The sequence below is a fragment of the Streptomyces sp. NPDC048462 genome, assembly GCF_043200175.1.
In the GTDB taxonomy this organism is placed as follows: domain Bacteria; phylum Actinomycetota; class Actinomycetes; order Streptomycetales; family Streptomycetaceae; genus Streptomyces.
Map to the genome: position 1 here is coordinate 43,089 of NZ_JBICXG010000015.1, position 13,492 is coordinate 56,580.

The following is a 13,492-nucleotide window of genomic DNA, read 5'->3' on the forward strand; positions in this document are numbered from 1 at the left end:
GCGGGACCGGTCAGGTCTGGACGGGGACGCTCCAGGGGAGCGCGATCCAGACGGTCTTGCCGCCATCGGCGGTGGGTGTGACGGTCAGCCGGCCACCGTACTCCTTGGCCAGTGAACGGATGATCACCATGCCGCGCCCGTTGTCCTGCTGAACGGCGGCCGGCAGTCGCTGGGGCCAGCGGGGGTGACTGTCCGTCACTCCGAGGTGCAGTTGCTCCTCGCGCTCAAGGCGGAGGTCGACGGTGAAGGTGGGCGACTGGCCGAACGTGTGCTGGACGGCGTTGGTCGTGAGCTCCGAGACGATCAGCCGGACGGTGTCGGCGGCGTCGCTCCCGTCCGGCAGTCCCCATTCGGCCAATACCCGGGCCACGTACCTGCGGGCCGCGGAGACCGAAACCGGCTCGCTCGGCAGAGTGACGCTCGCCTCTTGATGGTCCGCCATGGCCGGCCGCCCCTTTCCCGCCCGGAACCGACCCGCGATCGGTCCGTGCTGTGCTTCGCGCCAGATTGCCACTGATGCTGCCCTCTGCGACGGCGATCCACCAAGATATGCATATATCTGTCGCTCAAAGCGGTGAACTCTTCGCTGGATACCGTGCGGGCGCGGCACACTGTCCGCTCGGTACGCAGTGGCCGGCACGGGAAGTGGCCGGCGCGCAGCGGGAGGGAGGCACCACATGCAGCACGGCCCTGCGGTGCGACGCCGCAAGCTCGGGGAGGAGCTGCGGAGTCTGCGCCACGCGTCCGGACTCACCAGCCGGGACGCCGCGCAACTGCTCGGCTGGCACCAGTCGAAGGTGAGCCGGATCGAGACGGGTGTCAGTGGGGTGCGGCCGGTGGACGTCACCCGGCTGCTGGACGCGTACACCGTTGAAGACCCGCAGTTGCGCGAGGTCCTGGAGACGCTCGCCGGCTCGGCGGGCGGTGGGGGCGCGGGCTGGTGGCACGCCTATCGCGGCCTCATCCCGCCCCAGTACCGCGACTTCATCAGCCTGGAGTCACAGGCTCGCACCGCCCGCACCCTGGAGACGTCGGTGGTGCCGGGCCTGTTGCAGACCGCCGACTACGCCCGCGCGGTGACCCGCTCGGCGCTCGACGGCCTGCCTTCCGGCCAGTTGGACTCGCTGGTGGAGGTGCGGCTCGCCCGGCAGGGCGTGCTGCGGAGCGAGCCGCCGCTGAGGCTGAGCGCGGTGCTCGACGAGGCGGTGCTGAGGCGCGCGGTCGGCGGCCGGCGGGTCATGCGGGAGCAGCTTCGCCATCTCGTCCGGCTGGCCCAGCTTCCGCATGTGGACCTTCAGTTGCTGCCGTTCTCGGTCGGCGGCTATGTCGGCCTCACCGGACCTTTCGTAATCTTCTCTTTTCCGAGCACTTCTGATCTAGATGTGGTCGTTCTTGACCACTTGACGAGTAGCCTCTATCTGGAGCGGAAAGAAGACCTCGAGGCGTACAGCTCGGCCTTCCGCACTCTGCAGGCGCACGCGCTGTCGCCGGAGCACTCGTTGGACCTGATCGCCACGATCGACCGCGGCGGTCAGTAACTACGGACTGCCCGAGGGGGGCGTCATGTCGGATTGCCTCGCACAGCACGCGTTACGTTGGCGGCGCAGCAGCCGCAGCACCGGAATGAACAACTGCGTGGAAACCGCCGCGTTCGGCGGCGGGCGGCTCGCCGTTCGCGACTCCAAGGATGTGTCCAGGCCACCGCTGCAGTTCACGACTGCGGCGTGGACCTCCTTCGTCACCGGGCTGAGCGCCGACCCGGCCCGCTGACCCGACGGCGGACCGCTCAGGCTTCGGGGGCGGTCCGCCGTACGGTCGCGACCGCGGTTGCGATCTGCTCGTCCGTCAGATCGGCGCGGGCCGTCAGGCGGAGCCGGGAGATGCCGTCCGGTACCGAGGGCGGCCGGAAGCACCCGACCGCCATACCCGCCGCACGGCAGTCGGCCGCCCAGCGGACCGCGGCGTCGGCCGAGGGCGCGCGTACCGAGACCACGGCCGCGTCGGGCCGTACGGCGATCAGACCGGCCTCGGTGAGCTGTTCGTACAGTGCGGTGGCGACCGTGCGGGCCCGGCCCGCTCGTTCCGGTTCGCGGCGCAGCAGCCGCAGGCTGCCGAGTGCGGCACCGGCGGCGGCCGGGGCGAGGCCGGTGTCGAAGATGAACGTGCGGGCGGTGTTGACCAAGTGGTCGATGACCCGGGCGGAGCCGAGGACCGCGCCGCCCTGGCTGCCCAGGGACTTGGAGAGGGTGAGCGTGCCGACCACGCCCTCCGTGCCCGCGAGGCCGGTGGCCGCGAGCGCGCCGCGTCCGCCTTCGCCGAGGACGCCCAGACCGTGCGCGTCGTCGACGAGCAGCCCGGCGCCCCCGTCACGGCAGACCTCGGCCAGCGCGGCCAGCGGAGCGGCGTCGCCGTCGACGGAGAAGACCGAGTCGGTGACCGCCAGCGCCCTTCCGCCGTGCGCGTGCAGGGTCTTGCGCACGGCCTCGGGGTCGGCGTGCGGCACGACGGCGGTCTCGGCACGGGAGAGCCGGCAGCCGTCGACGATCGAGGCGTGGTTGCCCGCGTCCGACACGATCAGGGCGCCCCGGCCGGTGAGTGCGGTGAGGGCGGCCAGGTTGGCCGCGTAGCCGGAGGACAGCACGAGGGCCGCCTCGAAACCGCAGAATTCGGCCAGTTCCTGTTCGAGCTCGGCGTGCAGCGCGGTGGAACCGGTCACCAGCCGGGAGCCGGTGGCCCCGGCACCCCAGCGACGGGCGGCGTCGGCCGCCGCCCCGGTCACTTCCGGGTGTCTGGTCAGGCCGAGGTAGTCGTTGCTGGCGAGATCCAGCAGGTCCGATTCCGCGGGCCGGGGCCGGAGCGTACGGACGAGTCCGGTGTCCGCGCGGCGGCGGGCCTCGTCGTCCATCCAGTCGAACGGGGCGAAGGGCATGTGCAGTCCCTTTGTAGGCAACTCACAGACCTTAACCGGGGGCGAAGCCGGACAGGGTGTGGCCATGCACACACCCTGATGCCGCTCTGTTGTCCGGTTCTTCCTTGGCTCGGAGGCGTGCCGTGCGTCAGGATCATCAACCATGGACCTCCTGAACACGCTGGCGGAGAAGGGGCTGCGGCGCGAGCTGCCGACCCGTGAAGAAGCGCTCGCCGTACTGGCCACGCCGGACGACGATCTGCTCGACGTGGTGGCCGCGGCCGGAAAGGTGCGCCGCCAGTGGTTCGGGCGGCGCGTGAAACTCAACTATCTGGTCAATCTGAAGTCGGGTCTCTGCCCGGAGGACTGCTCGTACTGCTCGCAGCGGCTGGGCTCCAAGGCCGAGATCCTCAAGTACACCTGGCTGAAGCCCGACGAGGCGTCGAAGGCGGCCGCCGCCGGGGTGGCGGGCGGTGCCAAGCGCGTCTGCCTGGTGGCCAGTGGCCGGGGTCCCACCGACCGGGACGTCGACCGGGTCTCGCAGACCATCGAAGCGATCAAGGAGCAACACGAGGGCGTCGAGGTCTGCGCCTGTCTCGGCCTGCTCTCCGACGGTCAGGCCGGCCGGCTGCGATCGGCGGGGGCCGATGCGTACAACCACAACCTGAACACGTCCGAGGGGACGTACGGGGAGATCACGACCACCCACACCTACGCGGACCGCGTGGATACGGTGCACCAGGCGCAGGCGGCCGGACTCTCCGCCTGTTCGGGGCTGATCGCCGGCATGGGTGAGAGCGACTCCGATCTGGTCGATGTCGTCTTCGCGCTGCGCGAGCTCGACCCCGACTCGGTGCCGGTCAACTTCCTGATCCCGTTCGAGGGGACCCCGCTCGCCAAGGAGTGGAACCTGACTCCGCAGCGCTGCCTGCGGATCCTGGCGATGGTGCGGTTCGTCTGCCCGGATGTCGAGGTACGGCTCGCGGGCGGGCGCGAGGTGCATCTGCGTTCGATGCAGCCGCTCGCCCTGCACCTGGTCAACTCGATCTTCCTGGGCGACTATCTGACGAGCGAGGGCCAGGCAGGACAGACCGACCTCGACATGATCGCCGACGCCGGTTTCGAGGTCGAGGGGGCGGGCACGACCACGCTCCCCCGGCACCGCGCCGACGCGGGCGACGGCTGTGGTTCACACTCCGGCGGGTGCGGTCCGCAGTCGGACGCGTGCGGTTCGCACTCCGGCGCGTGTGCGCCGTGTGGTCAAGGGCCCGGGGCGGAGACGGACGCCGTCGAGTCCGCTGAGGTCCCGGCGGCACGCACGGACCTGGTGTCGGTCCGCCGTCGCGGCGCGGGAACGGATCTCGCACCCAATGCCTGAGCCGCTCTCCCCCGCCGCTCTGCGCGACCTGGACCGGGCCCACGTCTGGCACCCCTACAGCCCGATGCCGGGCCGTCAGGAGCCGCTGGTCGTGGAGTCCGCGTCCGGAGTACGGCTCCGGCTCGCCGAACCGGCCCACGGGCAGCGCGAGCTGGTCGACGGCATGTCGTCCTGGTGGTCGGCGGTGCACGGCTACAACCATCCGGTACTCAACGAGGCGGCCCGGGGCCAGCTGGACCGGATGAGCCATGTGATGTTCGGCGGGCTCACCCATGAGCCCGCCGTGCGGCTGGCGGCCCGGCTGGTCGAGATCACCCCCGAGCCGCTGCGGCACGTGTTCCTCGCGGACTCCGGCTCGGTCTCGGTCGAGGTCGCCGTGAAGATGTGCCTCCAGTACTGGCGTTCGGCCGGGCGGCCCGCCAAACAGCGGCTGCTGACCTGGCGCGGGGGGTACCACGGCGACACCTGGCAGCCCATGTCGGTGTGCGACCCCGAGGGCGGCATGCACGAACTGTGGTCGGGAGCGCTGCCGCGACAGGTCTTCGCGGACGAACCCCCCGCCGGTTTCGACGCGGAGCCGGACGCCGCGTACGTGACGCATCTGCGGGAACTGATCGCGCACCACGCCGATGAGCTCGCCGCGGTGATCGTGGAGCCGGTGGTGCAGGGGGCCGGCGGGATGCGGTTCCACTCGCCGGGATATCTGCGCGTGCTGCGTGAGGCGTGCGACGCCAACGGTGTGCTGCTGGTGTTCGACGAGATCGCCACCGGATTCGGCCGCACGGGCAAGCTCTTCGCCGCTGGACACGCCGGGGTCTCGCCCGATGTGATGTGCGTGGGCAAGGCCCTGACCGGCGGCTATCTGACGATGGCCGCGACGCTCTGCACGAGCGAGGTGGCCGAGGGCATCTCGCGCGGCGAGGTGCCGGTGCTCGCCCACGGCCCCACGTTCATGGGTAACCCGCTCGCCTCGGCGGTCGCCTGTGCCTCCATCGACCTGCTGCTCGGCCAGGACTGGGAGCAGGAGGTCAAGCGGATCGAGGCGGGGCTGCGCGACGGTCTGGCCGCCGCCGCAGAACTGCCCGGGGTCCGGGACGTGCGGGTGCTCGGTGCCATCGGCGTCGTCCAGCTCGACCACGAGGTGGACATGGCGGCGGCGACGCGGGCGGCGGTGCGCGAGGGCGTGTGGCTGCGGCCGTTCCGCGATCTCGTCTACACCATGCCGCCGTACGTGACCGGCGACGACGATGTGGAACGGATCTGCCGCGCGGTGTGCGCGGCGGCGCGGGAGGGTTGAGATGAGCGTCCTGGTAGTGACGGGCACGGGCACGGAGATCGGCAAGACGATCGTGACCGCAGCCGTGGCGGCGGCCGCGGCCGGGCGCCGGGTGGCCGTGCTCAAACCGGCCCAGACAGGCCTGGCGCCCGGTGAGCCGGGCGATGCCGCCGAGGTCGTCCGACTGGCGGGCGGCCATGTGACCGCCGTGGAACTGGCCCGGTTCCCCGAGCCGTTGGCGCCCGCCACGGCCGCCAGACGGGCCGGCCTCCCGCCGGTGCGCCCGTACGAGGTCGCGGAGGCGGCCGGGAAGCTGGCGGCCGAGCACGATCTGGTCCTGGTCGAGGGCGCGGGCGGGCTGCTCGTACGGTTCGACGACGAGGGGGCCACCCTGGCGGACGCGGCACGGCTGCTGTCGGCGCCGGTCCTGGTGGTGACGCCCGCCGGGCTCGGCACGCTCAACTCCACGGCGCTGACCTCGGAGGCGCTGCGTGCCCGTGGGCTCGAATGCCTCGGGGTGGTGGTCGGCAGCATGCCCGCCGAGCCGGATCTGGCGGAGCGCTGCAATCTGACGGATCTCCCGGTGGCCGCGGGTGCACCGCTGCTGGGCGTGATCCCGGCGGGTGCGGGCGCGCTGCGGCCTGCGGAGTTCCGTGCGCGGGCCGGTGGCTGGCTGGCCGCCGAGCTGGGCGGGGTCCGTCCGCCGGGCTGACCGGCCGGGCGGAGTGGGACGGACCACCGGGGTCCGGGGCAGAATCGGGGTAGCGGGAGGCCGACCGGGGAAGTCCGTCATACGGGGGGACGACCGGCACACCGAGGAGGTACGTCATGCGGTTGCGGAGCACGAAGACGCCCAGGGACGTGGTGCACCATCCCGTCTTCGCCCGCTACTACGCCCGGATGAGCGTGGCCGCGGAGACCACGGCGGGTATCGCTCCGGTGCGGGCGGAGCTGCTGTCCGGTCTCTCGGGCCGGGTCATCGAGGTCGGGGCGGGCAACGGTCTCAACTTCGCCCACTACCCGTCCACGGTCCGCGAAGTGGTGGCGGTCGAACCGGAGGGCACACTGCGGCAGCTGGCGGTGCGGTCAGCGCTCGGGGCCGCCGTCACGGTGGATGTCATGCCGGGCACGGCGGAGGCACTGCCGGTGGGGGACGGGCAGTTCGACGCCGCCGTCCTCTCGCTGGTGCTGTGCACCGTGCGGGACGTGCGGCGGTCGCTCGCGGAGGTCCGGAGGGTGCTGCGACCCGGCGGCGAGCTGCGCTTCTTCGAACACGTGCGGGCCTCAACCAGAGGCATGGCCGCCGCGCAGCGGGTGCTGGACCGGACCGTGTGGCCGCTGCTCGCCGGTGGCTGTCACACGTCGCGTGACGCGCTGGCCGCGATCGAGGCGGCCGGGTTCGTGGTGGAGTCGCACCGGGACATCCGCATTCCCGAGACCGGTGTCCGGCTGCCCACCTCGGCGTGCGTGGTCGGGGTGGCGCGACGGCCCTGGGCGGCGCAAGCGGAGGAAGAGGAACCGGTACGGTCGGCTGACTGCTGACCGGTGTCCGTGCGGGTCGTCCGTACCGGATCGCGGGCCCGTGGCTGCGCGACCCGGCGCCATGCCGCCGGCGGGGCGGTCAGCCGATCACAGGCTCCACTGGCGCAGTTCGTCGGCGATCGCCCGCACGTCCGCCTTGCCCTCCTTGACCAGTAGCGCCAGATCACGCACCTGCTCGGGCGAGGTGATGACCTTCAGTCCCGATGCGACGAGATAGCCATAGGCCACGGCGGAGGCGAACATCGCGTTGGACCGTTCCAGCGCGGGCACGTGCAACAGCAACTGCAGCAGTGATGCGGCTCTTGAGTGCGGGTCGCTGTAGACGGGGCTGCCGAAGATCTCCGCCTCGTGACGGGCGACAGCGGCGACGAGTGCGCCCCAGTCGGTGACCTGCGGGTCGCCGGGCGTCTTGTGCTCCGCGACCATGAGCAGCCAGGAAAGATGGATCCGGAGATTCAACGGGTGCCTTTGCGCTCCGGGCCGAACTCCTCGGCGAACACCGATTCGTACTGCTTCATGAAGTCGGCGGCTGCTTCGACGAAGGTATGTCCTACTTCGCCGGCATCCTGTTTGACGAGCTCCTCTATGTAGCGGTTCACGCTCATCCCCCTCTGGAGCGCGCGCTGCCGCGCGGCCTCGGCGGTGGCCTCGTCCACTCGTACGTTCAGCTGAGTCTTGGGCACCCCATCACGCTAGCGCGGGATCGCTAGCGTCGGCAAGAGGAACCGGCGCGGACGCTTACGGACCGCGCTCTGCCCGGACCGCGCCACCGGGGCCGTCTCCCGGCGGGCGGGGCTCCGGCGGCAGGCCCGTACGCCGGCCGCCCGGCGCATCCGCGCAGGCCGTCGGGCCCGTCCCGGCGGCCGGGCCGGGCACAGGCGTCGGCGCCCCGGCGCACCTACCGTCGGTAGATAACCGACGGATACCCCACCCGATCGCCCCATCGTTCGAACAAGTAGTCATAATTCCAGGTCAGGCAGGCGACGCCGATTCGCCCGGCCACATCCCGGCGTCGGATCATGTGCCCGGCCGTCCAGATCCCGCGACTACTCATGGAGTGCACATTGAGTACGACGTTCCGTTCTCGTATCACCGCCAGGTTCGGCCGCAGCTACCTGGCCAGGATTCAGAAGCACGGAATCGGTTCCTCCACGATCAGGCTGCTGCCCGAGGATCTCCTGATGCTGCTGCGCAGGGACGGCCTGGATCCGGTCCGGGAACTGGCCGGGGCGCGGGCCTCCGCGCCGGTGTCCAGGGTCTCGCTGCCGTTCGGCATGGACGCCTGGGTGGTCACCGGATACGAGGAGTCGAAGGCCGTGCTCGGCTCCGCCGAAGGGTTCAGCACGGACTTCGCCCACCTCGCCACGAACGCCGGGATAGCCGCGGAGCAGAGTCCCGGCGGACTGGGGTTCAGCGATCCGCCCGTGCACACCCGACTGCGCCGCATCCTCACACCCGAGTTCACCATGCGCCGGCTGCGCCGGCTGGCCCCGAGGATCGACGCCATCGTCGGGGAACGGCTGGCCGCGATGGAGGCCGTGCGGGGCCCGGTCGATCTGGTGCACGAGTTCGCGCTGCCCATCCCCTCCCTCACGATCTGCGAACTGCTCGGCGTGCCCTACGAGGACCGCAACGACTTCCAGCAGCTGGCGATGGACCGCTTCGACCTCTTCGGGGGGACGACAGCACCCTTCGGCGCCATGTCCGCGTCCCTGGACTACTTCAGGGAGGTCGTCAGGGCGCAGCGTGCCAAGCCGGGCGACGGCCTGCTCGGCATGATCGTGCGCGAGCACGGCGACAGCGTCGACGACGAGGAACTCGCGGGCCTCGCCGACGGCGTACTCACCGGCGGGTTCGAGACGACGGCCAGCACGATCGCCCTCGGCTCGCTCGTCCTGCTGCGGAACGAGGACGTCCTCACCCGGCTGCGCAAGGACGACACGACGACAGCGCCGTTCGTCGAAGAGGTGCTGCGCTACCTCTCCGCCGTGCAGATGGCCTTCCCGCGGTTCGCACGCCAGGACATCGAGATAGCCGGGGTCGTCATTCCGCGCGGGGACATGGTCCTCTGCTCGCTGAGCGGCGCCAACCGGGACGAGTCGTACGTCATGGACGACGGCCGCTTCGACCTGGACCGCGCCACCGCCCCGGGGCACCTCGCCTTCGGCCACGGCATCCACCGGTGCATAGGCGCCGAACTGGCGCGGATGGAGCTGCGGTCGGCCTACCCGGCGCTGGCACGGCGGTTTCCCGGTATGCGGCTCGCCGTGCCGCCGCAGGACCTCGCCTTCCGCAAGCTGTCGATCGTCTACGGCATCGAGTCCCTGCCGGTACACCTGCGCTGAGGCCGGTGCGGGTGCCCGCCCGCACCGCGCGGCAGGGGTGGCTATTCACTGGCGGCGCAGAGCGCCGTTCTGCTTGGCTCACCGGATGAGCGATCTCCACATCCGGTGTGCCACCCCCACGGACATCGACGCCGTACTGAAGTTCTGGCGTACGGCGGCAGAAGGTACGAGCATCAGCGACGACCACGACGGGGTGGCGCGGCTCGTCGCACATGACCCCGAGGCCCTGCTCCTCGCGGAGCGTGACGGGGTTCTGATCGGAACCGTCATCGCCGGATTCGACGGGTGGCGGTGCTCCGCCTACCGGCTGGCCGTCGCCCCCGACTGCCGCAGGCAAGGCATAGCCACCGCCCTGATGGCCTCGGCCGAGCAGCGGTTCGCCGGCCTCGGCGGGCGGCGCGTCGATGCCATGGTGCTGGAGGCCAACGAGCGCGCGCACCACACCTGGGACGCGGCCGGCTATCAGCGCGAGGACCACTGGCGGCGCTGGGTGAAGCCGCTGCGGGGGTAGAGCCACTGGGGAGCTTCGGAAGCTTTCAGGGGTAGAGGGCCACAGACCCACGAGCGACTTTGCCGATCCTTTACTATGGGCATCCCCCTGCCGATCCATACGAAAGGTGTGAGCGTCCATCCATGGGCGAGCCTCCCAGTAGCCGACATCGCCGATACCGAGCGATCCCCCCGTCCCTGCCCGATCATGGGACGGAGGTGAACCGATGACCGAAGTGCTTCTGCTGCTCGTGGCGGTACTGCTCTCCCTTGCCTGCGGCGCCTTCGTCGCGGCGGAGTTCTCCCTGACCACCGTCGAACGCGGCCAGCTCGAACGGGCTGTCGAGCAGGGTGAACGTGGCGCGTCGAGCGCCATGAAGGCCGTACGCAGCCTCACCTTCCAGCTCTCCGGGGCCCAGCTGGGCATCACCGTCACCAACCTGGTGGTCGGCATGCTCTCCGAACCCTCGATCGCGAAACTCATCCGGGGGCCCATCGAGGCCGTCGGGCTGTCCCCCGGCGTGTCGTCGTCCATGGCGCTCGTCATCGGTACGGCCCTGTCCACCGTGTTCCTGATGGTCGTCGGCGAGCTCGTCCCGAAGAACTGGGCGATCTCCTCACCGCTGGCGGTCGCGAAGGCCGTGGCCACCCCGCAGCGGGTCTTCACCGCCCTCTTCCGGCCCTTCATCAGCCACCTCAACAACACCGCCAACCGGATCGTGCGCCGGGTCGGGCTCGAACCCGCCGAGGAGCTGGCGACGGCCCGCAGCCCCCAGGAGCTGGTGGCCCTGGCCCGGCACTCCGCCAAGGCCGGCGCCCTGGAGGCGGACACCGCCGAACTCTTCGTCCGCACCCTCAACCTCGCGGAGCTCACCGCGGAGAACGTGATGACCCCGCGGGTCCAGGTCACCGCGCTGGAGGTGCGGGCCACCGCCGAGGACGTAGCGAACGCCACCCGGGCGACCGGCCTGTCCCGGTTCCCCGTGTACCGGGGCAGCCTCGACACCGTCGTCGGAGTGGCACACATCAAGGACGTGCTGGCGATCCCCGCCGAGCAGCGGCCCCGTAAGCGGATCGGCGACATGCTGCGCGAGCCGCTGCTCGTACCGGAGACGCTCACCGTGGACCGGCTGCTCGACCGCCTCTCCGGCAAGCTCGCGATGGCGGTCGTCATCGACGAGTACGGCGGCACGGCCGGTGTGGTGACGCTGGAGGACATCGTCGAGGAGGTCGTCGGCGAGGTGCGGGACGAGCACGACCCGCACGAGACGCCGGACCTCGCGCCCGCCGGCGAGGACGCCGACGGGCGCACCCTGTGGTCGGCCGACGGCGCGGCCAGGACCGACCAGCTGGAAAGGATCGGACTGCGCGTGCCGGACGGACCGTACGAGACCCTCGCCGGGCTGATCGCCTCGGAGGTGGGCCGGATCCCCGCCGTGGGTGACTCGGTCGAGTTCGCCGGCTGGCGGCTCGATGTGGTGGACGCCTCGGGGCGCCGCGCCGCACGGGCGCTGCTGCACGCGCCGCTGCCCGGCTCCGACGAGCCGTCGGAGGACGATCGATGACCGCCGTACAGCTTTTCATCGGCCTGATGACCCTGGTCGTGAACGCCTTCTTCGTCGGTGCGGAATTCGCCCTCATCTCCGTACGGCGCAGTCAGATCGAGCCGCAGGCGGAGGACGGGAACCGGCGTGCGCGCAGCGTCATCTGGGGGCTCGAACACGTCTCCGCGCTGCTCGCCGCGGCCCAGCTGGGCATCACGCTCTGCACCCTGGTCCTCGGCATCGTCGCCGAACCGGCCATCGCGCATCTGCTGGAGCCGGTCTTCGACGCCGTGGGCATGCCGCACGGACTGGTCCACCCGATCTCGTTCGTGATCGCGCTGTCCGTGGCAACGTACCTGCACATGCTGCTGGGCGAAATGGTGCCGAAGAACATCGCGCTCGCCGAGCCCGTGCGGACCGCGCTGGTGCTGGGTCCGCCGCTGGTGGCGCTGGCACGGGCACTGCGTCCGGTGATCTTCGCGATCAACGCCTTCGCCAACGCCCTGCTGAAGCTGTTGCGGGTGGAGACCAAGGACGAGGTGTCCGCCACGTTCTCGGACGACGAGCTGGCCCGTCTGGTGAAGGACGCCGGGGATGCGGGCCTGGTCGACGACCGGGCGGCGGAGCGGCTGCACCACGCGCTGGAGCTGGGCCGCCGGCCCGTGCGCGATGTGGTGCTCCCGGTGGACCGGGTGATGTACACGAGGGTCGGTACGAGCCCGGAGGAGCTGGAGCGGCTCTCGTCCGAGACCGGGTTCTCGCGTTTCCCGGTGATGGACAGCGAACAGCGGATCCTGGGCTACCTCCATGTGAAGGACGCCCTCGACGTCACTCCGCGCGACGAGCCGTTCCCGGTGACGGCGATGCGGCCGATCGCCCGGGTACGGGCCTCCACGCCCCTCGACGACGTGCTGACCGCGCTGCGGCGCAGCCGTACGCACCTCGCGGCGGTCGTCGACGAGGACGACCGGCTGGCCGGGATGGTGACGATGGAGGACGTGCTCCGGGAGCTCGTGGGACGGCCGCAGGCCCGCTGACCCGCCCCGGTCCCGGCTCGGACCCCGAGCCGGGACCGGGCCCGGAAGGCCCGGGCCCGGCCTGCCCCGCCTCGCACTCGCGCAGGGCGGGCCGGCTGCGCGATATCATCACATCGTCATGGAATTGAATGCCACCTACACCAGTCTCGTCGCGATCGGCGACTCGTTCACCGAGGGCATGTCGGACCGACTGCCGGACGGTTCGTACCGGGGCTGGGCGGACGTCCTCGCCACCCGGCTCGCGGCCCGGACCCCCGGATTCCGGTACGCCAACCTCGCCGTACGCGGCAAGCTCATCGGCCAGATCGTCGACGAGCAGGTGGACGTCGCCGCGGCGCTGCGGGCGGACGTGGTGACGCTGGTCGGCGGGCTCAACGACACCCTGCGCCCCAAGTGCGACATGGGCATGGTCCGGGGGCGGCTGGAAGAGGCCGTCGAACGCCTCGCACCGTCGTGCAAGAAGCTGGTGCTGATGCGCAGCCCGGGGCGCAACGGACCCGTGATGGAACGGTTCCGGCCCCGGATGGAGGAGCTGTTCTCCCTGATCGACGATCTGGCCGCCCGGCACGGCGCGGAGGTCGTCGATCTGTACGGGTCACAGGTCCTGGGCGACCCCCGGATGTGGGACGTCGACCGGCTGCACCTGACCGCCGAGGGCCATCGCAGGGTGGCCGAGGCGGTGTGGCAGACGCTGGGTCTGCCCGCCGAGAACGACTGGCAGACAGTGCTGCCCGCCGCCGTCCCGCCGCGTTGGGCCACCCGGCGCGTCGACGACGCCCGCTTCGCACGCGAGCACCTGTTCCCCTGGATAGGACGGCGCCTGACCGGCCGCTCCTCGGGAGACGGACGCTCGGGAGCCCAGTTCAGCGCCGAGCACGGACGGGCCTTCTGGGTCACCCCTGACGACGCCGCAGCCCCGGGCCCGGTCGCCGCGTGGCGCCGGTTGGACGCGGGCGAATAGCCGTCCAGCGAC

Annotated in this window: 15 protein-coding genes; 11 read left to right on the forward strand and 4 right to left on the reverse strand. The window is 71.2% G+C overall.

Features of this window, described 5'->3' with window-relative positions; translation table 11 throughout:
* Positions 1 to 10: 10 nt before the first annotated feature.
* A complete protein-coding gene (locus ACGFU6_RS24055; protein WP_393613724.1) occupies positions 11 to 442 on the reverse strand; it encodes an ATP-binding protein in 432 nt (143 codons plus the stop codon).
* Positions 443 to 677: 235 nt separating this feature from the next.
* Here ACGFU6_RS24055 and ACGFU6_RS24060 point away from each other — a divergent pair, with 235 nt between their 5' ends.
* Positions 678 to 1,538 carry a helix-turn-helix domain-containing protein gene (locus tag ACGFU6_RS24060; protein WP_393613726.1) on the forward strand — a complete coding sequence of 287 codons (861 nt, stop codon included), beginning with the start codon at positions 678 to 680 and terminating at the stop codon, positions 1,536 to 1,538.
* Between the two features lie 25 nt (positions 1,539 to 1,563).
* Complete coding sequence (locus ACGFU6_RS24065; RefSeq protein WP_393613727.1) at positions 1,564 to 1,770, forward strand: DUF397 domain-containing protein; 207 nt, start codon at positions 1,564 to 1,566, stop codon at positions 1,768 to 1,770.
* Positions 1,771 to 1,786: 16 nt separating this feature from the next.
* Here the strand turns inward: ACGFU6_RS24065 and ACGFU6_RS24070 are convergent, their stop codons facing one another.
* Complete coding sequence (locus ACGFU6_RS24070; protein WP_393613728.1) at positions 1,787 to 2,929, reverse strand: 8-amino-7-oxononanoate synthase; 1,143 nt, start codon at positions 2,927 to 2,929, stop codon at positions 1,787 to 1,789.
* A 142-nt stretch (positions 2,930 to 3,071) separates the two neighbouring features.
* Between ACGFU6_RS24070 and bioB the strand changes: the two genes are divergently transcribed.
* The 4 genes from bioB to ACGFU6_RS24090 all read left to right on the forward strand — a co-directional run bounded on the left by bioB (position 3,072) and on the right by ACGFU6_RS24090 (position 7,104).
* Positions 3,072 to 4,286 (forward strand): biotin synthase BioB, encoded by a 1,215-nt coding sequence (gene bioB / locus ACGFU6_RS24075; protein ID WP_393613729.1) that lies wholly within the window; start codon positions 3,072 to 3,074, stop codon positions 4,284 to 4,286.
* Positions 4,279 to 5,583, forward strand: coding sequence for an adenosylmethionine--8-amino-7-oxononanoate transaminase (locus ACGFU6_RS24080; RefSeq protein WP_393613730.1), 1,305 nt, complete (start codon positions 4,279 to 4,281; stop codon positions 5,581 to 5,583). The genes bioB and ACGFU6_RS24080 overlap by 8 nt, the downstream gene beginning before the upstream one ends.
* Before the next feature lies 1 nt (position 5,584).
* Positions 5,585 to 6,274, forward strand: coding sequence for a dethiobiotin synthase (gene bioD / locus ACGFU6_RS24085; RefSeq protein WP_393613731.1), 690 nt, complete (start codon positions 5,585 to 5,587; stop codon positions 6,272 to 6,274).
* Positions 6,275 to 6,390: 116 nt separating this feature from the next.
* Positions 6,391 to 7,104 (forward strand): class I SAM-dependent methyltransferase, encoded by a 714-nt coding sequence (locus tag ACGFU6_RS24090; protein ID WP_393613733.1) that lies wholly within the window; start codon positions 6,391 to 6,393, stop codon positions 7,102 to 7,104.
* 87 nt (positions 7,105 to 7,191) lie between these two features.
* Here ACGFU6_RS24090 and ACGFU6_RS24095 read toward each other — a convergent pair whose 3' ends face one another.
* Both ACGFU6_RS24095 and ACGFU6_RS24100 read right to left on the reverse strand, forming a co-directional pair.
* Positions 7,192 to 7,563: a fic family toxin-antitoxin system, toxin component gene (locus ACGFU6_RS24095; RefSeq protein WP_363023666.1), complete on the reverse strand. Its 372-nt coding sequence runs from the start codon at positions 7,561 to 7,563 to the stop codon at positions 7,192 to 7,194.
* Positions 7,560 to 7,787, reverse strand: a complete 228-nt coding sequence (locus tag ACGFU6_RS24100) for a hypothetical protein (RefSeq protein WP_030921856.1) — start codon at positions 7,785 to 7,787, stop codon at positions 7,560 to 7,562. The genes ACGFU6_RS24095 and ACGFU6_RS24100 overlap by 4 nt, the downstream gene beginning before the upstream one ends.
* 381 nt (positions 7,788 to 8,168) lie before the next feature.
* Here ACGFU6_RS24100 and ACGFU6_RS24105 point away from each other — a divergent pair, with 381 nt between their 5' ends.
* From ACGFU6_RS24105 to ACGFU6_RS24125, 5 genes are all read left to right on the forward strand, one after another.
* The gene (locus tag ACGFU6_RS24105; protein ID WP_393613734.1) at positions 8,169 to 9,449 is read left to right on the forward strand and encodes a cytochrome P450; all 1,281 of its coding nucleotides are present in this window, start codon (positions 8,169 to 8,171) and stop codon (positions 9,447 to 9,449) included.
* Between the two features lie 85 nt (positions 9,450 to 9,534).
* On the forward strand, positions 9,535 to 9,960 hold the full coding sequence (locus ACGFU6_RS24110) for a GNAT family N-acetyltransferase (RefSeq protein ID WP_393613736.1): 426 nt from the start codon (positions 9,535 to 9,537) through the stop codon (positions 9,958 to 9,960).
* Positions 9,961 to 10,165: 205 nt separating this feature from the next.
* Positions 10,166 to 11,503, forward strand: a complete 1,338-nt coding sequence (locus tag ACGFU6_RS24115; RefSeq protein WP_393613737.1) for a hemolysin family protein — start codon at positions 10,166 to 10,168, stop codon at positions 11,501 to 11,503.
* A complete protein-coding gene (locus tag ACGFU6_RS24120) occupies positions 11,500 to 12,519 on the forward strand; it encodes a hemolysin family protein (RefSeq protein ID WP_393613739.1) in 1,020 nt (339 codons plus the stop codon). The genes ACGFU6_RS24115 and ACGFU6_RS24120 overlap by 4 nt, the downstream gene beginning before the upstream one ends.
* Positions 12,520 to 12,637: 118 nt before the next feature.
* Positions 12,638 to 13,480 (forward strand): SGNH/GDSL hydrolase family protein, encoded by an 843-nt coding sequence (locus tag ACGFU6_RS24125; protein ID WP_393613741.1) that lies wholly within the window; start codon positions 12,638 to 12,640, stop codon positions 13,478 to 13,480.
* Positions 13,481 to 13,492: the final 12 nt, after the last annotated feature.